19 protein-coding genes are annotated in these 25,906 nt (G+C 52.3%); 14 read left to right on the forward strand and 5 right to left on the reverse strand.

Going from position 1 to position 25,906, the window contains the following annotated elements; genetic code table 11:
• The first annotated feature begins 2 nt into the window (after positions 1-2).
• The 6 genes from HBA93_RS11580 to HBA93_RS11605 all read left to right on the forward strand — a co-directional run bounded on the left by HBA93_RS11580 (position 3) and on the right by HBA93_RS11605 (position 6,699).
• Positions 3-1,499, forward strand: coding sequence for a CoA-acylating methylmalonate-semialdehyde dehydrogenase (locus tag HBA93_RS11580; protein WP_221723437.1), 1,497 nt, complete (start codon positions 3-5; stop codon positions 1,497-1,499).
• Between the two features lie 346 nt (positions 1,500-1,845).
• The gene (gene curA, locus HBA93_RS11585; protein ID WP_221723373.1) at positions 1,846-2,865 is read left to right on the forward strand and encodes an NADPH-dependent curcumin/dihydrocurcumin reductase; all 1,020 of its coding nucleotides are present in this window, start codon (positions 1,846-1,848) and stop codon (positions 2,863-2,865) included.
• 152 nt (positions 2,866-3,017) lie between these two features.
• Positions 3,018-3,803 (forward strand): DUF6065 family protein, encoded by a 786-nt coding sequence (locus HBA93_RS11590; RefSeq protein WP_221723374.1) that lies wholly within the window; start codon positions 3,018-3,020, stop codon positions 3,801-3,803.
• A 109-nt stretch (positions 3,804-3,912) separates the two neighbouring features.
• Positions 3,913-4,800, forward strand: coding sequence for a pyridoxal kinase PdxY (gene pdxY / locus HBA93_RS11595; RefSeq protein WP_221723375.1), 888 nt, complete (start codon positions 3,913-3,915; stop codon positions 4,798-4,800).
• Positions 4,801-5,064: 264 nt separating this feature from the next.
• A complete protein-coding gene (locus tag HBA93_RS11600; RefSeq protein ID WP_221723376.1) occupies positions 5,065-5,751 on the forward strand; it encodes a carbonic anhydrase in 687 nt (228 codons plus the stop codon).
• Positions 5,752-5,976: 225 nt separating this feature from the next.
• Positions 5,977-6,699: a DNA helicase gene (locus HBA93_RS11605; protein WP_121994171.1), complete on the forward strand. Its 723-nt coding sequence runs from the start codon at positions 5,977-5,979 to the stop codon at positions 6,697-6,699.
• A gap of 62 nt (positions 6,700-6,761) precedes the next feature.
• On the opposite strand, the gene HBA93_RS11610 is transcribed toward HBA93_RS11605, so the two are convergent.
• The gene (locus HBA93_RS11610; RefSeq protein WP_121994170.1) at positions 6,762-7,601 is read right to left on the reverse strand and encodes a lytic murein transglycosylase; all 840 of its coding nucleotides are present in this window, start codon (positions 7,599-7,601) and stop codon (positions 6,762-6,764) included.
• A gap of 521 nt (positions 7,602-8,122) precedes the next feature.
• On the opposite strand from HBA93_RS11610, the gene ffh reads away from it, so the two are divergent.
• From ffh to HBA93_RS11650, 8 genes are all read left to right on the forward strand, one after another.
• A complete protein-coding gene (ffh, locus tag HBA93_RS11615) occupies positions 8,123-9,682 on the forward strand; it encodes a signal recognition particle protein (RefSeq protein ID WP_122092691.1) in 1,560 nt (519 codons plus the stop codon).
• Positions 9,679-9,996: a chorismate mutase gene (locus HBA93_RS11620; RefSeq protein WP_221723377.1), complete on the forward strand. Its 318-nt coding sequence runs from the start codon at positions 9,679-9,681 to the stop codon at positions 9,994-9,996. Before ffh ends, HBA93_RS11620 begins: the two co-directional genes overlap by 4 nt.
• A 103-nt stretch (positions 9,997-10,099) precedes the next feature.
• Positions 10,100-10,519, forward strand: coding sequence for a 30S ribosomal protein S16 (gene rpsP / locus HBA93_RS11625; protein WP_221723378.1), 420 nt, complete (start codon positions 10,100-10,102; stop codon positions 10,517-10,519).
• Between the two features lie 208 nt (positions 10,520-10,727).
• Positions 10,728-11,357 (forward strand): LemA family protein, encoded by a 630-nt coding sequence (locus HBA93_RS11630; RefSeq protein WP_122092665.1) that lies wholly within the window; start codon positions 10,728-10,730, stop codon positions 11,355-11,357.
• 76 nt (positions 11,358-11,433) lie between these two features.
• Positions 11,434-12,300, forward strand: coding sequence for a TPM domain-containing protein (locus tag HBA93_RS11635; protein ID WP_221723379.1), 867 nt, complete (start codon positions 11,434-11,436; stop codon positions 12,298-12,300).
• A 12-nt stretch (positions 12,301-12,312) separates the two neighbouring features.
• On the forward strand, positions 12,313-12,960 hold the full coding sequence (locus HBA93_RS11640; protein ID WP_221723380.1) for a TPM domain-containing protein: 648 nt from the start codon (positions 12,313-12,315) through the stop codon (positions 12,958-12,960).
• Between the two features lie 198 nt (positions 12,961-13,158).
• A complete protein-coding gene (locus tag HBA93_RS11645) occupies positions 13,159-17,967 on the forward strand; it encodes an NAD-glutamate dehydrogenase (RefSeq protein WP_502910096.1) in 4,809 nt (1,602 codons plus the stop codon).
• 221 nt (positions 17,968-18,188) lie between these two features.
• Complete coding sequence (locus HBA93_RS11650; protein ID WP_221723438.1) at positions 18,189-19,508, forward strand: MFS transporter; 1,320 nt, start codon at positions 18,189-18,191, stop codon at positions 19,506-19,508.
• Positions 19,509-19,554: 46 nt separating this feature from the next.
• Here HBA93_RS11650 and purH read toward each other — a convergent pair whose 3' ends face one another.
• From purH to htpX, 4 genes are all read right to left on the reverse strand, one after another.
• Positions 19,555-21,168 carry a bifunctional phosphoribosylaminoimidazolecarboxamide formyltransferase/IMP cyclohydrolase gene (purH, locus tag HBA93_RS11655; RefSeq protein ID WP_221723382.1) on the reverse strand — a complete coding sequence of 538 codons (1,614 nt, stop codon included), beginning with the start codon at positions 21,166-21,168 and terminating at the stop codon, positions 19,555-19,557.
• A gap of 148 nt (positions 21,169-21,316) precedes the next feature.
• Positions 21,317-23,044 carry a heparinase II/III family protein gene (locus HBA93_RS11660; RefSeq protein WP_121994162.1) on the reverse strand — a complete coding sequence of 576 codons (1,728 nt, stop codon included), beginning with the start codon at positions 23,042-23,044 and terminating at the stop codon, positions 21,317-21,319.
• Between the two features lie 283 nt (positions 23,045-23,327).
• Positions 23,328-24,788 (reverse strand): RsmB/NOP family class I SAM-dependent RNA methyltransferase, encoded by a 1,461-nt coding sequence (locus HBA93_RS11665; RefSeq protein WP_502910097.1) that lies wholly within the window; start codon positions 24,786-24,788, stop codon positions 23,328-23,330.
• The gene (gene htpX / locus HBA93_RS11670) at positions 24,785-25,825 is read right to left on the reverse strand and encodes a zinc metalloprotease HtpX (RefSeq protein ID WP_221723384.1); all 1,041 of its coding nucleotides are present in this window, start codon (positions 25,823-25,825) and stop codon (positions 24,785-24,787) included. The genes HBA93_RS11665 and htpX overlap by 4 nt, the downstream gene beginning before the upstream one ends.
• Positions 25,826-25,906 lie beyond the last annotated feature (81 nt).

Raw genomic sequence — 25,906 nt, forward strand, 5'->3', positions numbered from 1 at the left:
TGATGAGACAGGTCGGGCATTTTATCGGTGGCAAGCATGTGGCAGGCGCAAGCGGCCGGACGACTGAATTTTATCAGCCAATGGATGGTGCTGTGCTGGGGCAGGTCGCTTTAGCAAGCAAAGACGAAGTGCGTGCAGTGGTTGAAAATGCCAGGGTGGCGCAGCCTGCCTGGGCAGCGACCAACCCGCAGCGCCGCGCGCGTGTGCTGCGCAAATTTCTGGAACTGGTTGAAGCCGAATATGACAGCCTTGCGGAATTGCTGGCGCGTGAACACGGTAAAACGATTCCGGACGCCAAAGGTGATATTCAGCGCGGTCTGGAAGTGATTGAATTCTGCCTTGGTGCGCCGCACCTGCTGAAAGGTGAGTTCACCGATGCTGCCGGTACCGGCATTGATGTTTATTCCATGCGCCAGCCGCTCGGTGTTGTGGCGGGTATTACCCCATTCAACTTTCCGGCGATGATTCCGTTGTGGAAGGCCGGACCTGCGATTGCCTGCGGTAATGCGTTTATTCTCAAACCTTCCGAACGCGATCCGGGCGTGCCGATGCGTTTTGCGGAATTGTTTATGGAAGCCGGTTTGCCTGCCGGTATTTTCAATGTGGTCAACGGCGATAAAGATGCGGTTGATGCATTGCTGGATGATCCGGATGTCAAGGCAATCGGCTTTGTCGGCTCCACCCCGATTGCGCAATATATTTATGCCCGCGGCTGCGCTAATGGCAAACGTGTTCAGTGTTTTGGCGGTGCCAAAAACCACATGATCATTATGCCGGATGCGGATATGGATCAGACGGTTGATGCACTGATCGGTGCCGGTTACGGCTCTGCAGGCGAGCGTTGTATGGCAATATCGGTTGCTATTCCTGTCGGTCATGACACCGCAGAGCGTCTGATGGATAAGCTTATCCCGCGTGTCGAAGCGCTGAAGGTCGGTCCGTCAACGGATGTATCTGCGGATTACGGCCCGCTGGTGACAAAACAGGCGCTGGATCGTGTACGCGGTTATGTTGATCTTGGTGTCGAGGAAGGTGCCAAGCTGGTTGTTGACGGCCGCAATTTCAAAATGCAGGGCTATGAAAATGGCTTTTATCTCGGCGGTTGTCTCTTCGATCATGTCACCAGAGATATGCGCATTTACAAGGAAGAGATTTTCGGTCCTGTGCTTAGTGTTGTCCGCGCCAAGACCTATGAGGAAGCATTATCCCTGCCGAATGATCATGAATATGGCAATGGTGTCGCAATTTTCACCCGTGACGGTGATGCCGCCCGCGACTTTGCCTCCCGTGTTCAGGTTGGGATGGTCGGTGTGAATGTGCCGATCCCTGTGCCGATTGCCTATTACACTTTTGGCGGCTGGAAAGGCTCCGGTTTCGGCGATCTCAACCAGCACGGCCCAGATGCTTTCCGCTTTTATACCAAGACCAAAACCGTGACTTCACGCTGGCCGTCGGGTGTTAAAGACGGTGCAGAGTTTGTCATTCCGACAATGAGCTAACGCCCGACTTTTAATTGTTTGCATGTCCTCACCATTTCGTGGCTGCGGGCATGCGGCAGGGTGTAAAGGACGGAGCTGAGTTCGTCATCCCGACAATGAGTTGATTATTTTGGCTCTGACGGGCTGCAATTGGCACGTCATAATCAAAATCGATTCCCGCTTAGTTTTGCGGCCAATTATGTTGGCATCAACCCCGCCTTTAAGGCGGGGTTTTTGTTTCTTTAAATATTGAACAGAGCAAAAATTATTTCATTCTCTTTGCTAAAAGCACAGCTTGTTGTTTTGCCGGATGAAATGCGCCGTGTATTGTCTGATGCCAAATTATCCGGTTAAAGGAACAGGTCTCATGGCTGAAATCACGACAAAACGCATTGTGCTCGCCTCGCGCCCGCAAGGCCGCCCGACAGCCGAGAATTTTCGCCTTGAAACGGCTCCCCTTGCTGAACCGGCAGACGGGCAAGTACTGCTCAAGCTGCTTTATCTGTCACTTGATCCCTATATGCGCGGCCGGATGAGCGATGCTAAATCCTATGCTGCGCCCGTTGCAATCGGCGGGGTGATGGAAGGTGGTACAGTTGGTGAAGTGATTACCAGCAAGCATCAGGATTTTGCCGTTGGTGATATTGTTTTATCGCATTCCGGTTGGCAGACCTATGCGCTGGCTGACGGTGCAACCCTGCGCAAGCTTGATCCGCAGGCTGCTCCGGTAACCACCGCTCTCGGTGTTCTGGGAATGCCGGGTTTTACAGCTTATGCGGGATTGCTGACGATCGGCCAGCCCAAGGCCGGAGAAACCGTGGTGGTGGCTGCGGCAAGCGGGCCCGTGGGGTCTGCCGTTGGCCAGATTGCACGGCTGAAAGGTGCACGTTCTGTGGGGATTGCCGGTGGTGCGGATAAATGTCGTGCACTGATTGAGGAATTCGGCTTTGATGTGGCTATTGATCATTACCGGCCGGATTTTGCACAAGCCCTGCGTGAAGCCTGTCCTTCAGGCATTGATGTTTATTTTGAGAATGTCGGCGGTAAGGTGTTTGAGGCTGTTTTCCCGTTGCTGAACCAGTTCGCCCGTGTACCTGTTTGCGGGTTGGTGGCGCAGTATAACAGCACCGGTGATTTTGAAGGACCGGATCGTCTGCCGCTTCTGATGCGGGATGTTTTGTCGAAAAGTCTGACAATTCGCGGCTTTATCCAGCGTGATTTCAGTGAGCAGCGCCCTGCCTTTTATCAGGAGATGGTAAACTGGATTGCACAGGATAAAGTGCGCTATCGCGAGGATATTGTTCAGGGGTTGGAGCAGGCACCCGAGGCTTTTATCGGCCTGCTTGAAGGACGTAATTTCGGCAAGCTGATCGTTCGTTTGCACTGACGGTGATTGCATCTGTCTAACGATGAAGGCTGACAAAAACATCAGTGAACAAGGCTGACGGGATTATGCATCTTGTGTGATGCCGTCAGAATCTGGAAGCGTATCAGGTGCATATTTACTGACGGCAAACATAGTGTTTTCCGGAGGTGAGTATGACATATTTGGAATGTTTCAGCGTCATGGATCATGCGCCGCAGATTATTTCCGGTCGTGCCGAGCGGGACTGGATGGACAGTTTTCACATCCGTTTTCCCTACCGTTGCCTGCCATTGACTATGGCCAATACAACGGGCTGGGAAATCCTCTGTCCGACCGATATCCGTATTTGCTGGAATGGCGGTAAAGATAAGACAGATGTTACTATATCTTGCCGCGACCGTGAATTTTCACATTTTGTGGAATCGCATTTCAGCCACGGTGTTGTGACTTTCCATACCGGTTATCTGTTTCGCACACCGCCGCAATGCGCATTACTGGCAGGTGGTGCACCCAATCATGTTAAAGACGGTATTCAGCCTCTGACCGGTCTGGTTGAGACAGATTGGCTGCCTTTTCCCTTCACAATGAACTGGATTATGACCCGCCCGGGCATTGTCCGTTTCAAAAAAGGAGAGCCGTTCTGTTTTATCCAGCTGACTGAACATCATAAAATGGATGAGGTAAAACCGGTGATCCGCAGAATTGAGGATGCGCCGGTTTTGCAGCAGGAATATGAGACGTGGTCAAAGGTAAGGCGGGAATTTAATCAGAACCTCATGAATGGTGATGCGCAGACTGTTAAACAGGCATGGCAGAAATTTTACTTCAAAGGCGAAAAGCCGGGTTCTGAAGGCGACGGGCAGGCGGAAGGGCATGTGAATAAGCGACGTTTGCATATGCCTGAAATGGCAGATCAGCCGCCTGTCGGGATACCGGCAGAGCAAGTGGCTGATGCCTGAGAGACAGATTATCGTCTCTTCGGGCCTGTTTCTTATAAAATTGACTTTACTATAGAAGCCGGCGGGGGTTCTATAGCGACATATTTTATATTCATGCCGGATATCTTCCATGACCGTTTCTGCGCCGACCAGCACCAATGCCGTAATTGTTATTTCCAGCCATGTGGTGCGTGGTTCTATCGGCAACAGAGCAGCAGTTTTTGCACTGGAGCGGCTTGGCTATCCGGTGTGGGCTGTCCCGACCGTTATTCTGCCATGGCATCCGGGGCACGGACCAGCAGGGCGGATTATTCCGGATGCCGCGCAGTTTTCATCCTTGATCGGTGATCTGGAGCGTGCACCATGGCTGGGTGAGGTGAGTGCTGTACTGACCGGTTTTATGAGTAATGCTGCTCAGGTTGAAGCTGTCGCACATCTCATCACCGCTATGAAAGCCAGAAATCCGAAGTTGCAATATATTTGCGATCCTGTGATTGGAGATATGAAGGGACTTTATGTTGCGGAAAGCACAGCAGTTGCCATTCGCGATTTGCTGCTGCCGCTTGCCGATATTGCCACACCGAACCGTTACGAGCTGGGATGGCTGACGGCAACGGAACCAACTGATAATCAGCAGTTGATGGAAGCTGCATTGCGTGCTGGCCCGGAGACTATGCTGGTAACCTCTGCCTTTGCGCTGATGCGGGATAGTATCAGCAATATTCTGGTTACGCGGACACAGGCTTTGATGGCGGAGCACCGGATTGTTCACGGACCCGGCAATGGTATGGGGGATCTGACCTCCGCTTTGTTCCTTGCCCGTAAAATGAGCGGCATGAATGAAGAGAAATCATTGCAACTGACCACAGCTGCCGTGTTTGAAATTCTTGCCCGTGCAGCAAAACGCGGGGCGGATGAATTGATGCTGGAAGCTGATGCCGCGAGTTTGGAGCGGCCGATGGCCATGGTGCAACTGCGTCGTCTGGTTCATCCAAATCATGACCAAAGCGCGGGATGAGCGCCTGAAAGGCGCTCTTTTTGTTTTGGCGCTATAAAAGTGTGAAAATTTTTGTAGATAAAATATTTTTTGATAGATTGTTTAATGCGGAGAAAAAGAACGAAAATCAGCCTGATTTTGAGTGAAAACGGGCTGATTATACTGGTTTGAGCCGGAAAATGCAGGGAAAACTGAGCGGAGCAGTTCCTGTTCTATGCCTGTGCAGAGTGAAATTCAGGCTAATCTTTGATTGATCTTGGCAAAATATGGGTTTATCGAAAAATCATGGTAGATCTTCCAGACACACTCCTCGCCGGTTACCGCAACTTCATGGCATCGGATTTTGCCGATGAAAGAATGCGCTATAAGGAACTCGCAGATCAGGGGCAGACACCGGAAACGATGGTCATTGCTTGCTGTGATTCCCGCGCTGCGCCGGAAATCATTTTCAATACCCGTCCGGGTGAAATCTTTGTTTTGCGCAATGTCGCGAATCTCATCCCGCCCTATGAACCGGATGGCGAATATCATGCTGCTTCTGCGGCATTGGAATTCGCTGTGCAGAGCCTCAAGGTTAAGCACATTGTTGTGCTTGGCCACGGGCGCTGCGGTGGCATTAAAGCGGCGCTTGATACGGATAGCAGCCCGCTGTCTCCGGGCGACTTTATCGGCAAATGGATGAGCCTGCTGGCACCGGCCGCAGAGAATATTACATCCAACACGCTGATGACACAGACAGAGCGACAGACTGCGCTTGAGCGCATTTCAATCCGCTTTTCCCTGAATAATCTGCGTAGTTTCCCGTGCGTTGATATTCTGGAGAAGAAGGGCCGGCTCTCCCTGCATGGTGCATGGTTCGATATTTCGACCGGTGAATTGTGGGTGATGGATTCCCAGACCGGTGATTTTATTCGTCCGGATACGGATGAAATGCCGGCGCAGTCTGAAAGCAATGAAACACCGGCTGCCTGAACCTGAACTCAGATAATAAAAACCGGCTTTCATGCCGGTTTTTTTATATCCGGAGATTTCCTGTTTCTGAAATCCGGTATAAACTCTGTTTCAGGCATAGCCCATGCCTCCCCCCTCCGTACGGGAAAGTATTATTCATGCAGGGCGTTAAAAGCTGAACCGTCTGTTCGGGCATCATGCATAAGGAGGGAATGCTGATATTGCTCATAACAGGAGGTTATACGCATGATGCTTTCAGCGCCGCTTTATCTTTTAAAACGCAGAGCCAGACTTTTATCCCGAAAGCGTAATATTCCGCTTCATCAGGCGCTTAATATGATTGCAGTTGAAGAGGGGTATAATGACTGGAGCCTGCTCGTTATGAAACAGGCCGAGACTTTGTCGGCTGATGGTTTGTTCAGGCAATTGAGGCCGGGGGATATGGTTTTACTGGGCGCACGCCCGGGGCAGGGTAAAACTTTGCTAAGCCTTGAATTGTTGATCAGCGCCGTGGAAAGCGGGAAGCAAGGTGTATTTTTTACGCTTGAATATACAGAGCAAGATGTCTTGCAGCGTTTAAAAAAGCTTCGCCCTGAATGGCAAAGCAGTAATGACTTGTTTGTCTTTGACGGTTCGGATGCGATTAGCGCGGATTATATTATTGCCAGAATGGCTGCTGCTCCGCATGGTGCATATATTGTCATAGATTACTTGCAAATACTGGATCAGAGGCGGGATAAGCCGGATTTGGCAGAGCAGGTGGCCGCTTTAAAATCCTTTGCACAGCAAAAAGATTTTATCCTTATATTCATTTCGCAGATTGACCGGTTTTATGATCCGGTAAAAAAGCCCTGTCCGGATATGCATGATATACGTTTACCTAATCCTCTGGAGCTGACATTTTTTAACAAGATGTGCTTTGTTCAGGGCGATAAAATCCGGTTGAGCCGCTTTGGTCAGAGCGGGTAGTGTATGTAAGTGATAAAAAAACCGGCTGAGAAGCCGGTTTTTTTATTGTCATTGAGCAGTGGTTATTTACCGTCGATTGCCTGACCCATAATGGCAATTGCCTGCTGGTAAACGGTTGCAGCGTTCCAGCCCTGAATCGCAGCATAGTTTGGCTGCCCCTGCTGATAACCTGCACCGGCGCGCCAGCCGTGAGCTTTCAGGAAGTTGGCAGTTGATGCCAGCGCATCGGCACGCGAACCGACCATATCGATATGGCCGTTGCCGTCGCCGTCTGCACCAAATTTAATGACGCTGGATGGCAGGAATTGTGTCTGGCCGATTTCGCCATGCATTGCGCCCACAGCATTCGGGCTGAGATCACCGCGCTGAATCAGCTGGAGGGCTGCATAAAGCTCATTGGTGAAGAATTCCGAACGGCGGCAATCATAGGCCAGTGTCGCAACAGCTGAAAGCGTGTGCTGTTTGCCCATATAATTACCGAAGCCGGTTTCCATACCCCAGATGGCCAGCAGCGGGCCGGCAGGAACGCCGTAACGCTGTTCAATCTTGGCGAACAGGGCTGCATTCTGCTTTTTCAGGGTTTTACCACGATTGATGATTGTGGTTGAACCGCGCTTCTTCATGAAGTCGTCGAGTGACAGCTTGAAGCTTTTCTGGTTGCGGTCAGCATTGATGGTTGCTGTTGCGTATTTTACATTGTCCAGCGCGGACAGTGCATTGCCTTTGATGCCGCGTGCTGCTGCTTCCTGTTTGAAGCCCTGCACCCATGCAGGAAAGCCTGCGCCTGTATTACCACACTGGGCTGCCTGTGCAGCACCGGAAACGGCCAGCACAGCGATTGATCCGCCAATTACACGAACTGTCAACTGACGGAGGGAGGATTTGATAGTCTTTGACTGCATGAAGCTGCCTCGTTAGAACTTTGCTCGGATGCTTTATAGATTTATATGGTTAACAGGGTTTTACGGAAAATATAATTCTGACCTGTATATATAAGAATGACGGCGATGTCTGTTGAATGTGGTCTGAATGAGGCGCAATACTTTTGTACAGTCCTGTTTGAGACTGATCGCGTTTTTTAGGTCACAGTTTAAAAAGCACGGGAGGGTATTATGCTTACTGGTGTGCCGGATGATTGCTTCATCCGGGAGAGACGCAGCAAAAGCTTGACTCATAAACCGCAGATCATGTAAAGAACGCGCGATAATTCCGCTATGAGTATATGTTCTCAGGCAGCCGACCGGGACCCGTATGGTATAAAGAGATCCCGGAGGTCAACATCCGACAGCGCTATGCGCCCTCGGGTGCTGTTTTGCTTTGGATGCAGCTCCGGTTTATAAACCGTCTGTCATATATGATTTCGGGATGAACCTGCACTCAGATCCGGCGCATGACCGGTCTGAACAGAGATTGGGAAATTTGGATGTTTGAATCACTTCAGGAGCGTCTTGGCTCTATTCTGAACGGTCTGACCGGACGCGGAGCTCTCTCAGAGTCCGATGTTGCGGGCGCGTTGCGAGAAGTGCGCCGTGCGCTGATTGAAGCGGATGTGTCGCTGGAAGTGGTTCGCTCATTTACTGACCGCGTACGTGAAAAGGCGGTTGGTGCAGAAATTCTGAAAAGCATCAAGCCTGGTCAGATGGTCGTTAAGATCGTCCATGACGAACTGGTGGAAATGCTTGGCACCGAAGGCGTGTCCATTGATCTGAATGCACCGGCACCGGTTGTCATTATGATGGTCGGTTTGCAGGGCTCGGGTAAAACCACCACCACCGGTAAGCTGGCCAAGCGCCTGACTGATCGCCAGAAGAAAAAAGTTCTGATGGCATCGCTGGATACGCGCCGTCCTGCCGCGCAGGAACAGCTGCGCCAGCTCGGAACGCAGGTCAGCGTTGATACATTGCCGATTATTGCCGGTCAGTCGCCGGTAGAGATTGCCGCGCGCGCCGTACAGGCGGCCAAGCTCGGCGGTCATGATGTTGTGATTCTCGATACTGCGGGTCGTACACATATTGACGAGCCGCTGATGGTGGAAATGGCGGATATCCGTAAGGCCGCCAATCCGCATGAAATTCTGCTGGTTGCTGACAGCCTGACCGGTCAGGATGCTGTTAATCTGGCGCGTAACTTTGATGAGCGCGTTGGTATTACCGGTATCGTGCTGACCCGTATGGACGGTGACGGTCGTGGCGGTGCAGCACTTTCGATGCGCGCTGTTACCGGCAAGCCGATTAAAGCAATCGCTACCGGCGAAAAAATGGATGCGCTGGAGGAGTTTTATCCAAAGCGTATCGCAGACCGTATTCTCGGCATGGGCGATATTGTTTCGCTCGTCGAAAAAGCGGCTGAAACCATTGATGCTGAAAAAGCAGCGGCAATGGCCAAGAAAATGCAGGCCGGCAAGTTCGATATGAACGATCTGGCTGACCAGCTGAAACAGATGAAAAAGCTGGGTGGTATGGGCGGTATCATGGGGATGATGCCGGGCATGGCAGGCATGAAAGACAAAGCTGCCGCTGCCGGTCTGGACGATAAATTATTCGATCGTCAGCTCGCAATCATCGGTTCTATGACCAAGGCTGAGCGCGCTAATCCTGCTGTGCTGAAGCACAGCCGTAAGCAGCGTATTGCTAAAGGTTCCGGTACCAATGCCGCTGATATTAACAAGCTGCTGAAAATGCACATGCAAATGGCTGACATGATGAAAGCTATGGGCAAGGGCAAAGGCGGCATGATGAAACAGATGATGGGTGGCCTTGCCGGTAAGATGGGACTTGGCGGTCTCGGCGGCCTCGGGGGTGGAATGCCCGACCTGTCGAGCATGGATCCGAAACAGCTGGAAGCTCTGCAGAAACAGGCTGAAGCAGCCGGTTTTGGTAAAAGCGGCGGCCTTCCGGGGCTCGGCGGTGGTTTACCTGGCCTTGGTGGCCCGAAACTTCCTGGTCTTGGCGGCGGTCTGCCTGGCCTGCCTAAGAAAAAGTGAGCATAATGAGCGAAGAACAGACAATTCCTGCTGAACTTATCGCCCTGCGCGGATCGATCGATAATATTGATGCGGCGCTGATCCATATGCTTGCGGAGCGTTTTCGCTGCACCAAAGCTGTCGGTGTTCTGAAAGCCGAGCGCGGTCTGGCTGCTGCTGATCCGGCACGTGAAAAACGTCAAGTCGAGCGCCTGCGTAATCTGGCACTGGATGCCAGTCTCGATCCCGATTTTGCTGAGAAATTTCTGAACTTCATTGTGAAAGAAGTGATCCGGCATCATGAGCATACCGCCGCAAACCATATCGGACAGTAATGTTTGTTTTGCGGTGTAAAAAACAAGTATGGCTGTTTTAACGGTCGTATTTCAGAAATTGTTACTGTTTCAGTAACGCGACATAAACTTTAAGGAAAACACTATGTCCCTGAAAATCCGTCTGGCACGTGCCGGCTCCAAGAAGCGCCCTTACTACCACATCGTTGTTGCAGACGTTCGCGCACCACGCGACGGCCGCTTCATTGAAAAGCTGGGTTCGTGGAATGCAACTCTTGCTAATAAAGAAGAGCGCGTTGTTGTTAATGCAGAACGCATTCAGTATTGGATCGGTCATGGCGCACAGCCAACAGACCGCGTTCTGCGCTTCCTCGATCAGGCTGGTATTGCCAAGCGTGAAGCCGGCAACAACCCAACCAAAGGCGTACCAGGCAAAAAAGCCCAGGAACGTCTGGCAATGGCTAAGCAGGCTGAAGAAGAAGCCGCTGCAAAGGCTGCAGAAGCCGCTGAAGCAGCAGCTGCTGCCGCTGCTGCGCCTGCCGAAGAAGCTCCGGTTGCAGAATAATTCTGAAGCGATAGCTTTTTATACGTGATTAAAAATACCGTGCCTTTGTAAAGCGGCACGGTATTTTTTTGTTTTGAAATACCGGTTTGAAAAGCTGCGCATTATTTGTATTTTTCACATTTATTAAGTGTGTATTTTCAAATGGGATTTTGCGGTTTATTTATAACAAATGATCTGCGCGAAACTTGTGCAGGATGAGGAGATATCCATGACCGGTCAGACTTCTGCTGTAACAACATTTCCGCTGAAACTGCGCTCGCTGCTAACGCTTGTTGTGTTGATGTTCGTGCCGCTTCTGGCGGCCTGTGGTTTCAACACTATTCCGACCAATGAGGAAAAAGCAAAGGCGGCATGGAGTGAGGTACTGAATCAGTATCAGCGCCGCACCGATCTTATTCCCAATCTGGTGGAAACCGTTAAAGGCTATGCTGCGCATGAACAGGAAACCCTGACTGCGGTGATTGAAGCCCGTTCCAAGGCAACGCAGACACAGATTTCTCCTGAAATGCTGAATAATCCGGAATTGTTCAAACAGTTTCAGGATAATCAGGCCAATCTGAGCAGTGCTTTGTCCCGTTTGATGGTCGTGGTCGAGAAATATCCTGATCTGAAGGCCAATCAGAACTTTCTGGCGCTGCAATCGCAGCTTGAAGGCACGGAAAACCGGATTGCTGTCGCGCGCCGCGATTATATTGAAGCGGTACGTGTTTATAATACCGGTCTGAAGACCATGCCGACCATGCTGTGGAAGACATTGTGGTTCTGGAACAATGAGCCGATGCCGACTTTCACTATTGATCCGGCTTCTCAAGCCGCTCCTAAAGTACAGTTCAACTGATGACGGCGGGCAGGAAAAATCCTGCCCGTTCTGTTTTCAGTAAAGTTCAGGAAATGGGAAAACTCAGGATAGTGGTATGAATCTTGTCCGTATTCTTCCGGAACAAGCTGCTTTCCGGTTTGCGCTGAAAATGCTTCTTGCGGTGGTGCTGCTGGCATTTGCAAATCTTGCATATGCGCAAAGCACGGATAAACCGGCCATTGCTTTAACCGATCGTGTGGTTGATGCAGCGGGAGTGCTGTCTTTTGCACAGCAGCAGGAACTGATTGCGAAGCTCGGCGCCTACGAAAAAGAGTCATCCGACCAGATTGTGGTTGCAACGGTTCCCAGTCTGAACGGAATGGATATTGAGACCTATGCCAACCGGCTCTACCGTGCATGGGGCATCGGCCAGAAGAGTGAAAATAACGGTATTTTGCTGCTGGTTGCACCCAATGAGCGCAAAGTGCGTATTGAGGTCGGCTACGGGCTGGAGGGTACCGTAACCGATGCGCTGTCGGCGATTATTATCCAGAATGCGATCATCCCTGAATTTCGCAATGGCGATTATGGTGCCGGTATTATCAAGGGTACCGACGATATTTTGCAAGTATTGCGCGGCGAGGGTGCTGAATTACAGGCACGTGCAAAACGCAATCAGAAAGAGGCGGCTGACCAGACGGATTGGATTGAAGTTATTTTTCTGATTTTCTGGATCAGTATTTTCTTCGGCGGTTTCGGTTTTACTTTGCTGGCTCCGGTTTTCGGCAGAAAAATCGGCCCCGGCCGTTATGAATGGCTGGGCGTGACGATTGCATTGGGCGGTGGCGGCGGAGGTTCTTCAGGGCGTGGCGGCTACGGCGGCGGTTTCGGTGGTGGCTTTGGCGGCGGTTCATCCGGCGGTGGCGGCTTTTCCGGTGGCGGCGGTTCATCGGGTGGCGGCGGCGCATCGGGCAGCTGGTAAAGGGGCAAGGCTATGACACATTCTCAGCGTAATCATATTTCTCAGGAAGACCGCCAGCGTATTGCCTCTGCCATCCGTGATGCGGAAGCACAAACGGGCGGCGAAATCTATGCTGTTCTGGCGCAGCGCAGTGATGATTATTTTTATGTGGCGGGTTTTATTGCCTGTTGTGGTATGATCATAACTGCAGTGATTGCTGCTTTTGCGGCGCATTATTATTGGTTTGATCTGTCATTGCCGAAATTCGCACTGGCTATTCTGGCGGCCTTTATTTGTCTGGTTGCACTGCTGGCTTTTGTACCCGCATTGCGCATGGTGCTGGTACCGCATCGCGTGCGCTACCGACGGGCACATCTGAATGCATTGCAGCAGTTTATCGCCCGTAATGTGCATCTGACTAATAAGCGCACGGGTATCCTGCTATTCGTCTCTCTTGCTGAACGCTATGCGGAAGTGGTGGCTGATGCGGGGATCAATGAGAGGGTTGATCAGCAGGAATGGAATGCCATTGTCGCCACACTCAGCCGCCATGCAGCACAGGGAAGTGTTGCGGAGGGGTTTATTGAGTCGATTGGTAAGGCCGGTGACCTGCTGGCGCAGCATTTTCCTAAAGAGGCCGGCGATAAAAACGAGCTGGAAGACCATCTGGTGGAGCTGTAAGAATTTTATCCACTGCTGATTTTTATTTTTGCGACGGGTTTATGATTTTTAAGAACGATTTAATTTCACTTTTGCTTGTTCACGGGTGAAAAATCGAAAAAAAACGGTTCTTTTGTCACAATTTGCTTGTTATTTGAGAGAATGAGCAGGCCGAAGGTAATTTAGGCAGAGGCGGTCTGTATAATGAGGAGTTTTACAGTGAGTGCCGATACAGACCATACCGCTCAGACCAAATTCGTTGTCGATTATCAGAATATCTCTGAGCCTGTAGCTTCTCAGTTCGCTAAGCTGTTGTTTGAATGGGCACCGGCGGAAGATATTGCCGCCTATGATGCCGGTGATATGGAAGAAGCTGCAAAGCTCGCTTTGAAAGCTCTTGGCGGTTATCAGGCCGATAAGCCTGTCATCAGTGTTGATAATGACAGTATTCTGCGCCGTCGCGGCCGTCCGCTGACCGTTGTAACCCTTATCAATCGCAATATGCCGTTTCTGCTTGATTCGACGATGGCGGAAATTCTCGAACGCTCCGGCATGATCTATATGGTTGTGCATCCGGTGCTTAATGTTGCGTTTAACGGCAGCAGCTATGAGGTTCACGGCGAAGCAACCTCCGGTAAATCCGTTGAAGGTACGGAGCAGGTCAGTGTTATTCAGCTGCATCTGCCACAACTGGATGAAAGCGCAAGAGCAACTCTGGAACAGGCGCTCGGAATGGTGCTGGGACAGGTCTATGCTGCTGTCAGCGACTGGAAGCCGATGCTGGCACGTCTTGATGAGGTGATTGCCTCTTACAGCGCCGTCAAAGGCCTGCCGGAAACAGCGGAAGGCCGTGAAGCCATTGCACTGCTCAAATGGCTGCGCGATGGTAATTTCACATTTCTGGGTATGCGTGAGTTTCGTTACGATGCGGCTCAGGGCACCCTTATTCAGGCTGATGCACCTTCACTGGGTATTCTGCGTAATGAAGCTGTCCGCGTTTTGCGTCAGGGGCAGGATAATGCTTCGATCACACAGGAACTGCAGGACTTTCTCAAAGGTTCTGAAAGCCTGCTGATTACCAAGGGTAACAGCCGTTCGCTCGTCCATCGCCGCGAATATATCGACTATATCGGTATCAAGCTGTTTGATGCAGACGGAAAAGTAACCGGTGAAATGCGTCTGGTCGGACTGTTTACTTCGACTGCCTATACGTCATTTCTGAGCACAATTCCTTATCTGCGCGGTAAAGCGGAAGCTGTGATTGGCCGCCTCGGCTTCAATGCCGCAGACCATTCCGGTAAGGCGCTGGTACGTGTGCTGGAAGATTATCCGCGTGATGATATGTTCCAGATTGATGTGGATGCCCTGACCGATCATGCCGAACTGATCGTAGCGCTGGATGAACGTCCGCGTGTCCGCGTATTGCCGCGCATTGATCGTTTCAGCCGTTTTGTCAGTGTGCTGGTCTATCTGCCGCGCGACCGTTACGATTCAGTCGTGCGTGAGGCGATCAGTAATTATCTGATGGATGTCTATCACGGGGAATCCGTGGAATTCCATCCGGTGTTCCTTGATAAAGGTGTGACCCGCGTTCAGTTCATCATCCGCCGCCATGACGGCAGCGTGAGCGAGATGGCTCGCGAGACTCTGGAAAAGCAGATCCGCACTTTCGTTCGCACATGGGAAGATGGTGTGCGTGATGCGGCAGAGGAAAGCTCACAGACTTTCGCACCGCGTGTGATCAGTCTGGCTTCCGGCTTTCCGGAATCCTATCGCGAGACCTTTAACGAATCCGAAGCGCTTGTTGATGCCGTTCGCATTGAGGCGCTGACTGAAGAAAATCCGCTTTATGTCGATTTCTACCGTTATGACACGCAGGAACCGCAAGCGGCTTTCCTGAAACTCTATCATTTCGGTGAAGCTCTGGCTTTGTCACAGCGCGTGCCACTGCTGGAAAATATGGGTTTCCGTGTCATCAGCGAACAGACCTTCGCTCTTCCGGTGCAGACTGCAGCCGGTGGTAAGAACATGGTGCATGTCCATGATATGCTGATTGTCAGCGCATCGGACAAAGCCGTTGATCTCAGCGATGACGGTGATCTGCTTGATGATGTGTTCCGCACTGTATGGAGCGGACAGGCGGATAATGACGGTTATAATGGCCTTGCACAAAGCGGACGTCTGACAGCGCGTCAGATTATGATCCTGCGTATGTACGGGCGTTATCTGCAGCAGGCCGGTATTACCTATTCGCAGGATTTCATTGCTGCGGCGCTCAACCGTTATCCGGACATTGCCACCCATCTCTACACATTGTTTGATCTGCGCTTTAATCCGGCACTGGCCAAACAGGCGGATACAAAAGCGAAAGAGCGTGCTGTTGTTGAAGCCATTGAAACGGCTTTGCAGGCAGTACCGAGCATTGATGATGATCAGATTTTGCGTCGTTACCGCAATCTGGTTGAAGCCTCTCTGCGCACCAATGCCTATATGCATGACAGCGAAGGCAATGCGCCGGTGACTTTGGCGGTGAAGCTTAATCCGCGTGCTGTTGAAGGCTTGCCGGAACCACGCCCTTACCGTGAAATCTTCGTTTACGGCCCTGAAGTGGAAGGTGTTCATCTGCGCTTTGGTGCTGTGGCGCGCGGTGGTCTGCGCTGGTCTGACCGTGCACAGGATTACCGCACAGAAGTGCTGGGTCTGGTGAAGGCACAACAGGTGAAGAATGCGGTGATTGTACCGGGTGGTGCCAAGGGCGGCTTCTATCCGAAGCGTCTGCCGGTTGGCGGCGATCGCAATGCGGTGTTTGAAGCCGGACGCGCTGCTTACATTACTTTCATTTCGACCATGGTTTCGATCACCGATAATATTATTGAAGGCAAGATTGTGCCGCCGGTTGATGTTATCCGTCAGGATAGCGATGATCCGTATTTCGTGGTCGCGGCAGATAAGGGCACAGCCACTTTCTCTGATACGGCCAATGCGATCAGTCAGGCACAGCATTTCTGGCTGGATGATGCTTTTGCTTCCGGTGGTTCTGCCGGTTATGATCATAAGAAAATGGCCATTACTGCCCGTGGTGCATGGGAAGCGGTAAAGCGCCATTTCCGCGAAATGGATATTGATATCCAGACTACACCATTCACCGTTGCCGGTGTGGGCGATATGTCCGGTGATGTGTTCGGTAACGGCATGTTGCTGTCGCCGAAAATCAAACTGGTGGCCGCATTTGATCATCGTGACATCTTTATTGATCCGATGCCGGATACCGATATCGGTTTTGCGGAACGTCAGCGTCTGTTCAATGTGCCGCGCTCCAGCTGGCAGGATTATGACCGTTCAAAAATCTCTGCCGGTGGTGGTGTATTCAGCCGCTCGCAGAAGGTTATTACGCTGTCTGAAGCGGCAGCCGAGGCGATTGGTCTGGGCAAACTGACTGCAAGTCCGAATGAAGTAATCGGTGCTATCCTGCGCGCGCAGGTTGATCTGCTGTGGTTTGGTGGTATCGGCACTTATATTCGTGCGAATGAGGAAAATGATGCGCAGGTTGGTGACCGTGCTAATGATGCGATCCGTATCACCGGTCGTGAGGTTCGCGCCAAGGTGATTGGTGAGGGCGCTAATCTGGGTGCCACCCAGCGTGGCCGTATCGAATACAGCCTCAATGGCGGTCGTTGTAATACGGATGCGATTGACAATTCGGCTGGTGTGAATTCGTCGGACGTTGAGGTCAATATCAAGATTGCTCTGACGCCAAGCCTGCAGGATGGCCGTCTGACCCGTGAAGCACGCGATGTGCTGCTGGCACAGATGACTGACGAAGTGGCAGCATTGGTGCTGCATAATAATTATGAGCAGCCGCTGGCTCTGTCCCTTGTTGAAAAACGCGGTGCATCCGAACTGCCATATCTGATGCGGATGATGTCGTCTCTGGAACGCCGCAAACTGCTGGATCGCAAGGTGGAATATCTGCCGGATGATCAGGTGCTGGCAGACCGCCAGAAACGCGGTGAGGCGCTGACCCGTCCGGAATTGGCCGTACTTCTGGCCTATGGTAAAATGGTACTGTCCGATGATCTGATCGCCAGCAATCTGCCGGATGATACCTATTTGCACTCACGCCTGTTCGGCTATTTCCCGCAGGAAATGCAGGAGCGTTTTGCCAAGGATATTACCCATCACCGTCTGCATCGCGAAATCATTGCAACACTTCTGTCCAATGATGCGATTAATCGTTGTGGTCCGACATTTATCAGTCGTTTGAATGATTTGACTGCTGAGGCACCGGCAGAAATTCTGCGGTCTTATGTGGCTGTGGCTGATGGTTTTGAAACCGAACAGCTCTATCAGGCGATCAATGCGCTGGATAATAAGATTCCGGGCAAAGTGCAGAATGAATTCTATGCGCTGGTCGGGGAAATGCTGTTCTCAACCACCGCATGGGTGCTGCGCAATAACCGCTTTGATGCAACTTTGAGTGAAATGGTCAGCGCGGTGAAGCGGACACGCATGGCGCTGGAGCCGAAGCTCGAAGAGCTGATGCCTGACTTCATTGCTGATCTGATTACAGCAGATACGGCAAAATATATCGCTAAAGGTGCCGGTGAAGCGCTGGCGCGCAAACTTGCCCGACTGCAGTCGGCTAAGCTGATGGCGGATATTGCGCTGATTGCCTATCAGGGCAAGGCAGAGCTGATGACGGCTGCAACTGCTTATTTCAAAATTGTTGATGCTTTCCGTATTGCCAATATTGAAAAAGCTGCATCTGTCGTACCGGTGACGGATTATTATGATGGTCTGGCATTGTCGCGTGCGACAGACACAATCACACAGGCAACCCGTGCTGTGACGATGGAAGCGCTCACCAAATTCAAAGGTGAGGCCGATCCGGTACAGAGCTGGCTGACCCGCGATGCCGAGCGGATTGACGGTGTGCGTCAGCGTATGATTGCGCTGACAGAAGGCGGAGATCTGAGTGTTTCCCGTCTGGCCGTGGCAGCCGGTTTCATGGCTGATCTTGCGGGCTGATCATCGCTTGATTGACGACATAACAGAAAGGGCTGGTGTTAAACCGGCCCTTTTGTTTTAAATAAGCTATCTTTTTTATTGCGCGTATCTTATCCGAAAACCGCTTCACACTTTTCGGGATACGCTTGAATGATTTTGGGGGCAGTGATTTGAGCATCACACATCCGTCTGCAGAACGACCGGCGCATGACAGCGTGTGGAACAAAGGCATCTGGGGCTGGATGTTTTTCGACTGGGCGGCTCAGCCGTTTTTTACCGTCGTAACCACTTTCATTTTCGGCCCTTATTTCATCTCGCGTATGTCGGATGATCCGGTCGCAGGGCAGGCGGCATGGGGCTATGGCGTGGCTTTTGCGGGTATCGTCATCGCAATCCTGTCTCCGGCACTGGGTTCTATTGCGGATAAAACCGGTGCAAGAAAACCGTGGATCGGTTTCTTTGCCATTATCAAAATCATCAGCCTGTCTTTGCTATGGTATGCCGAGCCGGGATCAAGCTATGTCTGGGTTCTGCTGGCCTTCATCTGCGCCTCCGTTGCCGCAGAGTTTTCTATCGTTTTCAACGATTCCATGATGCCGAGACTAATCCCTGCCTCACATATCGGGCGGGTGTCGAATTTTGCATGGGGGCTTGGTTATCTCGCCGGTATGATTGTTCTGATCTTTGTGGTTACCTGCCTGGCAGCCTCGCCGGAAACCGGAAAAACGCTGATCGGGATTGAGCCGCTCTGGCATCTGGATGCTTTGAGAGGTGAGGATGCCCGTATCACAGGGCCGATTGCAGCGCTGTGGTATCTGATTTTCATTCTGCCGATGTTTATCTTCACGCCGGATCAGGAAAAAGGCATGGGGCTGAAGGCAGCCATTGGCGAAGGTCTGGCAGAGCTGAAAGAAACCCTGCATGAAGTGCGCAAAAAAGCGGCTCTGTTCCGTTTTCTGATCGCACGGATGATCTATCAGGATGGCGTCAATGCTCTGCTGGCGCTGGGTGGCGGTTTTGCTGCGGCCATGTTCGGCTGGTCGATCACCGAGATCGGTCTGTTTGGTATCATCCTCAATGTCGTGGCGATTTTCGGCTGCTGGTTTGCCAGCTATGTCGATAGCTGGTTCGGCTCAAAATGGGTGGTTGTGGTCTCATTGGTGCTGTTGCTGATCGCCACATTGGGTATTGTTTCTACGGGACCGGATTACACGCTTTATGGTCTGGTGCATTTTCCGCCGGATAGTAATACAGGACTGTTTTCCTCCGGCGGGGAAAAAGCCTATCTGGCTTTCGGTATGCTGATTGGCATTGCCTTCGGACCTGTGCAGGCGTCTTCCCGCTCGTGGTTTGCCCGCAGTGTCGAACCGCATGAAGCAGGACGCTATTTCGGTATTTATGCGCTGGCCGGACGCGCAACCAGCTTTCTGGCTCCGTTTTTGGTGGCGAGCATGACGGCAGCAAGTGGTTCCCCGCGCCTTGGCATTGCCGTGCTGGTACTGTTTTTCGTGGCTGGTTTATATCTGGCGGTCAGAACGCCTTATCCGGCAAAATCCGAATAATAAAAAAGGCGGCTGAAAAGCCGCCTTTTTTATTTGAGTATGCCTGTTAGTGGCGGAAGTGGCGCATGCCGGTAAAGACCATGGCAATGCCTGATGCATCAGCCGCTGCAATCACTTCATCATCGCGCATTGAACCGCCTGGCTGAATAACCGCTGTGGCACCGGCTTCAACTGCCGAGATCAGGCCATCAGCAAACGGGAAGAAAGCATCGGAGGCAACGACTGAGCCTTTGGTAAGCGGCTCGCCGCCAGCTACTGCTGCTGCATCTTCTGCCTTGCGTGCTGCAATACGGGAAGAGTCAATGCGGCTCATCTGGCCTGCGCCGACACCAACAGTTGCGCCGTCTTTAACATAGACAATCGCATTGGACTTAACGTGTTTGGCAACACGGAAAGCAAATTTCAGGTCGATCATTTCCTGTTCGGTTGGTGCACGCTTGGTAACGACTTTAAGGTCGAGATCATCAACATTGCCATTGTCACGGTTCTGGATCAGCAGGCCGCCGGCAACGGTTTTAGCGGCAATGCCCGGTGCGCGGACATCCGGCAGACCGCCGGTGACCAGCAGACGCAGGTTTTTCTTGGCGGCGACAATGGCCTGTGCTTCCGGTGTTGCATCCGGTGCGATAATCACTTCAGTGAAAATCTTGACGATTTCCTCAGCAGCTTCCGCATCCAGTGTACGGTTGAGAGCGACAATACCACCAAAGGCTGAAACTGTATCGCAGGCATAGGCCTTGAGATAAGCCTCTTTCAGCGATGTACCTTCAGCCACACCGCACGGATTGGCATGTTTGATGATGGCAACGGCTGCGACCTTCGCCGGATCAAATTCTGCCACCAATTCATAAGCTGCATCTGTATCATTGATGTTGTTGTAGGACAGCTGCTTGCCCTGAAGCTGGGTGGCGGTGGCCACACCGGCGCGGGTTTCACCGGTCAGGTAGAAACCGGCCTGCTGATGCGGGTTTTCACCATAGCGCATCACGGAATGCAGTTTACCGGCCAGTGCGCGGTGCAGTGGTGCTTCTTCCTTTGTGGTTTCAGCAAACCAGCCGGAAATTGCGGCATCATAAGCAGCGGTACGGGCAAAGGCTTTACCGGCCATGCGCTGACGAAAAGCATAAGGCAGGGAACCATTGCCGGTTTCCAGCTCGGCAACTACGCTGTCATAATCGTTAGGATCGGTGACGATGGTCACATAAGCATGGTTTTTGGCCGAAGCGCGGATCATTGCAGGGCCGCCGATATCGATATTCTCAACGGTGGTATCGTAGTCACCGCCCTGATAGCGCACTTCTTCAAACGGATAGAGATTGATCACAACCAGATCAATGCCGGTAATATTGTGGGCTTCCATCGCTGCCACATGTTCCGGATCATTACGCACAGCGAGCAGGCCGCCGTGAACGCTCGGATGCAATGTCTTGACGCGGCCATCCATGATTTCAGGGAAATTGGTGATTTCCGAAACGTCGCGCACAGGAATACCCGCTGCTGCGATGGATTTGGCGGTACCGCCGGTGGACAGAAGCTCAACGCCCTTTGCGTGCAATGCGCGGGCAAAGTCTACCAGACCGGTTTTATCCGATACGGAGAGCAGTGCGCGGCGCACAGGGAAAAGATCAGGAGCGGGAATATGTTTGGAGCTGACAGCCATGACGGTCTCTTTGTGCTTTATGTCGGGACAATGCATCAGGACGGATCTGATTACCCGTCACATACATCAATCCGGTAAAGTGGGACGATTGGGGCGTATCACAGCTTCTATTGGAATCCTACTCTAAAACAGCGGATTTGAACGCCTGTCACACATATTGACCAAGGCCGGTGCGGGTAAAGCGCCAGCTGATATGATCTGCTTCCATGGCAGAGAAGGTCAGCACGATCTGACGTGAGCGTACAGGCCCACGGAAACCGGCGAAGAAGATGGAATCTTCGAGCTGCGGCATGACATCAGCGCAGGAAAAAGCCCAGCTGTCATCGTGATCGGCGGTCAGATGCACCACGCCGTCTTCATCCATACGGATATAAACCTGCGGGTGGATATGAAAACGTACAGTCACCAGATCGGATTGCTGTTTGTTTTTACCGCTGCGCGTGGTTTTCAGATGCGACTTGATAAAGCGGTCAACACCTTCAATCAGGCTGCCATTGTGTGACAGAACTACCTGACGCTCATGGGTATAACCGAACAGTCGCACGTAACCGTCATGACTGGCAACAAAACCCTGCTCGCCCATGCCTTCCAGCCGCTGACGTCTGACGCTGGTTGGTCCGGCGATAATCGGTGTGCCGAGAACGCTGGAAATGCTGGAATTGAGACTGAAACGGCACGAGGATGTGTCGTTGATCGTTGCCGTGGAATGGGCTGCTGTGGTGCGGCCAAGCGGGCGGAATTCCGGCGGGCCGTAACGGTCGATACCGGAATTGACAATATAACGCTGGCGACCGGAGGACATTTCAAATGCCAGACAACCGGCATGGGCATCGCGCGAGGCAGTGACCGGCGGCGGCAACCCTGTGTCCGCAATGATAGTAGTCGAGCCCATATGCAGGCGCTCATAGCCGGAATGCGGGGCATGAGTGAGCGGCGCACCGTCTGTCTCATCATGGCGCAATACGGAAATCAGGCGCTCCGGCAAAGTCGGCCCAACACCGTTGAACAGCGCAAGGCTGCCGTCCTGATGACGGAAGAAACGCAAGGCTGGAAGCATACGTTCAACAGTTTCAATCAGCGCTTTCGGTGGTGCTTCATTGCCGTTGCTATAGGTCTGGCGCAGTGGCAGCAGATCGGCCAGCAATTCCAGAATAGCGGCAGGATTACGTGAAATATGGCCGCCATCGGCCAGTACCTGCCGGTTCAGCTCATATTCGAGGTGACGGCGTGCCGAACGCGCCATGGATTGCGAGACCGGCAGTGCAAGACTGGCAAAAGCCAGCGCAATACGTGCGCGTAACTTATCTTCACCATCATCCATCACACCGGTCATGGTGCGTAAATATCGTACCTGCATCGCCAGTGAGCGCATGAATTTGCGATAGGTGGCAAGATCTGAGGTGGCAAGAATAATGTTAGAATGCTGCAGCCATGCAATGATGCGCTGCGCGGTAATTTCCGGCGACCATGCAATGCCTTCAATGCGCTTGCCATGCATGCGGATCCAGTCTTCCACCAGAGCACGGGCATTGACCATAGCCAACTCAGTTCCGGCGGCACGCATATTACGAAGCCAGCCAAAGGAATGCAGCGAGGCCTCCCACGCATCCGTTGGCGGTTCAATGGCAAAAGGGGAGATGCCGCCTGTTTCCACCAGCCGGCCGGCCAGCGCATAGCGACCGTGATAAAATTCCTGTGCCAGCTGCGGATCAGCAACGCGCAAATCCGGGGGGGCAATCAGCACGCGCTCAGGTGTAAAGCCGGAAAAACGCCAGCGAAACATCGGCCCGCGCCGCACACGTCTGCTGAAACGTCGCCAGCCTTGGGCAACGGCCAGTGTCCACAGATGCGGGGTTTCGCTCAGCGCGACATTCACGGCAGGGTACTCCTTAGAGCATGTCGCGCTCAAATGAATTCATTTGAGCTACCGCGAACATGCGACAATTAACAGAATCCAGAGCGAACGCAGCGGGTATGATTAAACGCGACGCGCTCTGGAGCATATCGGCACCGGACTAATCCGGCGAGGATATGCTTCGTTATTCATGCGCTATGATCTATCATTCCACGGCAATAGTGAACTCTTTGTTAACCAAGAACTGCGGAATGATGTGGATCAGTACGTTTTTATAAGAAACAGATAAATTATTCGCTGGTTTTCAGGCCGGACGACGGAAGCGGGCGGCAAAGAAACCATCCATGCCAGCCATTTTCGGCTCATCGTGAGGCAAATCAGCTGGTGTCGAGCGCAGGAAACCCTGATCTGTAATCAGCTGTTCCATTCCCTTCAACTCTTCAGGCTTGAATGGTTCGGATTTCAGCACGCCTTCCGCCAGAATGGCCTGCGCCATGTCTTCCCCTTCCTCGCGATTGAGCGAGCAGTTGGAGAAGACGATGATGCCGTCCGGTTTAACCAGCGAAAGTGCATGGCGGAGCAAATTGGCCTGTACTTGTGAAAGCCTGACAATATCTTCCGGTGTTTTGGTCCAGAGCACATCCGGATGACGGCGTACAGTGCCGGTGGATGAGCAAGGGGCATCGAGCAGAATGGCGTCAAACAGTTCGTCCGCCTGATAGTCGAGAATATTGGTCGCGATCAGCTCTGCTTCCAGTTGCAACCGGTCGAGATTGCTTTTCAGGCGCTTGAGGCGGTTTTTATTAATATCAAACGCGGTGACTTTGGCACCGGCCATAATCAATTGTGCAGTCTTGCCGCCGGGTGCAGCGCAAAGATCGGCAACGCGTTTGCCTTTAATATCGCCGAGCAAAGTTGCAGGCAGGCTTGCGGCTGCATCCTGCACCCACCATTCACCTTCCGCAAAACCTTCGAGCGAGGTTAGGGCACCTTCAAAAGCACCGAGACGCACGGAGCCGTTTGGCAGTAGCGTACCGCCAAGGCTTGAAGCCCATGCAGCCGGATTGCTTTTGACTGTCAGATCGATGGAAGGTTCATAGGCCTGCATTGCCAGAATAGCTTCTGCCTGCTTCTTGCCATAGGTCTTGGTCAGGCTTTCAATATACCATTCAGGGCCATTTGGAATTTTCAGCTCAATGGCGCGCTCTTTATTACGGGTGAGGCGGCGCAGCACGGCATTGACGAGACTGGCATATTTGCGGTTGCGCGGATCGATATTGGCTGAAGTGACAGCCAGATCAACGGCCGCATGATCCGGCACATCGAGATAGAGGATCTGTGCCGCACCGACATGGAGCAATTGCTGCAAGGCAGTCGCATTGGCTGGCAGCGGCCGGTCGAGCAGTTTGCACAGTGCCGTTTCAATGGTGTTGCGGTTGCGCAATGCGGTACCGAGAATGGCGCGTACCAGCGAGCGGTCGCGGTCATCCAGTTCCATATATTGCGGGTGACCGTGATGCGCATCGGTGAGGCCGTCCAGCGATGTATTTTTGGCAACCACAGCATTGAGCAGTTTGGCGGCGCACTGGCGCACATTCAGCCCCGGATGCTCTGCTTCAAGCTTTGCGCGATATTCGGCTTCAGACAGCCCCAGCGTGTGGTCTGCTTTTGGTTCAGCCACAGACTGACCTTGACCCTGCTTATTAAACGGCTTCTTATGCGGATGGAAGCCGGTGCGTTTAGCGGCAGGTTTGTTATCGCTCAAGACCATGGTCCTTTATAGGGTTTTTCCGGCTCGTCATCCGGTGAAGAATCGCTGCCCGCTGCCTGCCCCCACGGATTATTCCGTGTCGGTGTGCTGCGCAGGCGGTTCTGTGATTGGCTATTTGTCGGGCTATATGCACCAGACTGACGGTTCTGAAAACCATTATCTGTATTATCATAGACAGAATTAATGCCCATTTCCTGCGCAATACCTTCCAATGCAGCAATACGGTTTGCCGTATCAGGGTGGGTAGAGAACAGATTATCCGCGCCGCGACCGCTCAAAGGGTTGATAATAAACATATGCGCGGTTGCCGGATTATGCTCGGCCTCTTCATTTACGGTTTCATGGGCGCCACGCGCAATCTTGTTCAAAGCGGAGGCCAGCCAGAGTGGGTTGCCACAGATTTCCGCCCCGCGACGGTCAGCAGCATATTCACGGGTACGGCTGACAGCCATCTGCACAATCATCGCCGCAAAAGGCGCAACCAGCATAGCGACAATGGTGCCGATTGTGCTCAGCAAATTGTTGTTTTCCCGATTGCCGCCGAAGAACATTGCGAAATTACCGAGCATGGAAATAGCACCGGCAAGGGTTGCAGTGATCGTCATGGTCAGCGTGTCGCGGTTCTGCACATGTGCCAGTTCATGCGCCATCACGGCGGCAACTTCCTGCTTGTTCAGGCGCTGCAGCAGGCCGGTTGTGGCGGCAACGGCAGCATTTTCCGGATTGCGGCCGGTGGCAAAAGCATTGGGCTGGTCTTCGTGAATGATATAGATACGCGGCTGCGGCAGGCCGGCACGATCCGACAACTCACGTACTATGCGGTAATATTCCGGCGCGGTATTCTCATCGGCTTCCTGCGCATTATACATACGCAGCACCATCTTGTCGGAATTCCAGTAGCTGAAGAAGTTCATGGCAACAGCTATCACCAGAGCAATCATCATGCCGCCTGAGCCGCCGATCAGATAACCGATACTCATAAACATGGCTGTCATGAAGGCAATCAGCATGGCAGTACGCATCATGTTCATTCAGTATCTCCGTTCCGGTTCGTCAATAAGGTCATTTTCATGTGATGATAAAATGGAGCCTGCACACTATATCTTCAATAA

The sequence above is a fragment of the Ochrobactrum sp. SFR4 genome (assembly GCF_019730395.1).
Classification (GTDB): Bacteria; Pseudomonadota; Alphaproteobacteria; order Rhizobiales; family Rhizobiaceae; genus Pseudochrobactrum.

Excerpts from the sequence above, each read along its gene's own strand:
- purH (WP_221723382.1), bottom strand. The coding sequence starts at position 21,168 with ATGGCTGTCAGCTCCAAACATATTCCCGCTCCTGATCTTTTCCCTGTG.
- pdxY (WP_221723375.1), top strand. The coding sequence starts at position 3,913 with ATGACCGTTTCTGCGCCGACCAGCACCAATGCCGTAATTGTTATTTCC.
- ffh (WP_122092691.1), top strand. The coding sequence starts at position 8,123 with ATGTTTGAATCACTTCAGGAGCGTCTTGGCTCTATTCTGAACGGTCTG.
- htpX (WP_221723384.1), bottom strand. The coding sequence starts at position 25,825 with ATGAACATGATGCGTACTGCCATGCTGATTGCCTTCATGACAGCCATG.
- HBA93_RS11600 (WP_221723376.1), top strand. The coding sequence starts at position 5,065 with ATGGTAGATCTTCCAGACACACTCCTCGCCGGTTACCGCAACTTCATG.
- HBA93_RS11650 (WP_221723438.1), top strand. The coding sequence starts at position 18,189 with ATGTTTTTCGACTGGGCGGCTCAGCCGTTTTTTACCGTCGTAACCACT.
- HBA93_RS11590 (WP_221723374.1), top strand. The coding sequence starts at position 3,018 with ATGACATATTTGGAATGTTTCAGCGTCATGGATCATGCGCCGCAGATT.
- curA (WP_221723373.1), top strand. The coding sequence starts at position 1,846 with ATGGCTGAAATCACGACAAAACGCATTGTGCTCGCCTCGCGCCCGCAA.
- HBA93_RS11635 (WP_221723379.1), top strand. The coding sequence starts at position 11,434 with ATGAATCTTGTCCGTATTCTTCCGGAACAAGCTGCTTTCCGGTTTGCG.
- HBA93_RS11610 (WP_121994170.1), bottom strand. The coding sequence starts at position 7,601 with ATGCAGTCAAAGACTATCAAATCCTCCCTCCGTCAGTTGACAGTTCGT.
- HBA93_RS11630 (WP_122092665.1), top strand. The coding sequence starts at position 10,728 with ATGACCGGTCAGACTTCTGCTGTAACAACATTTCCGCTGAAACTGCGC.
- HBA93_RS11580 (WP_221723437.1), top strand. The coding sequence starts at position 3 with ATGAGACAGGTCGGGCATTTTATCGGTGGCAAGCATGTGGCAGGCGCA.
- rpsP (WP_221723378.1), top strand. The coding sequence starts at position 10,100 with ATGTCCCTGAAAATCCGTCTGGCACGTGCCGGCTCCAAGAAGCGCCCT.
- HBA93_RS11640 (WP_221723380.1), top strand. The coding sequence starts at position 12,313 with ATGACACATTCTCAGCGTAATCATATTTCTCAGGAAGACCGCCAGCGT.
- HBA93_RS11605 (WP_121994171.1), top strand. The coding sequence starts at position 5,977 with ATGATGCTTTCAGCGCCGCTTTATCTTTTAAAACGCAGAGCCAGACTT.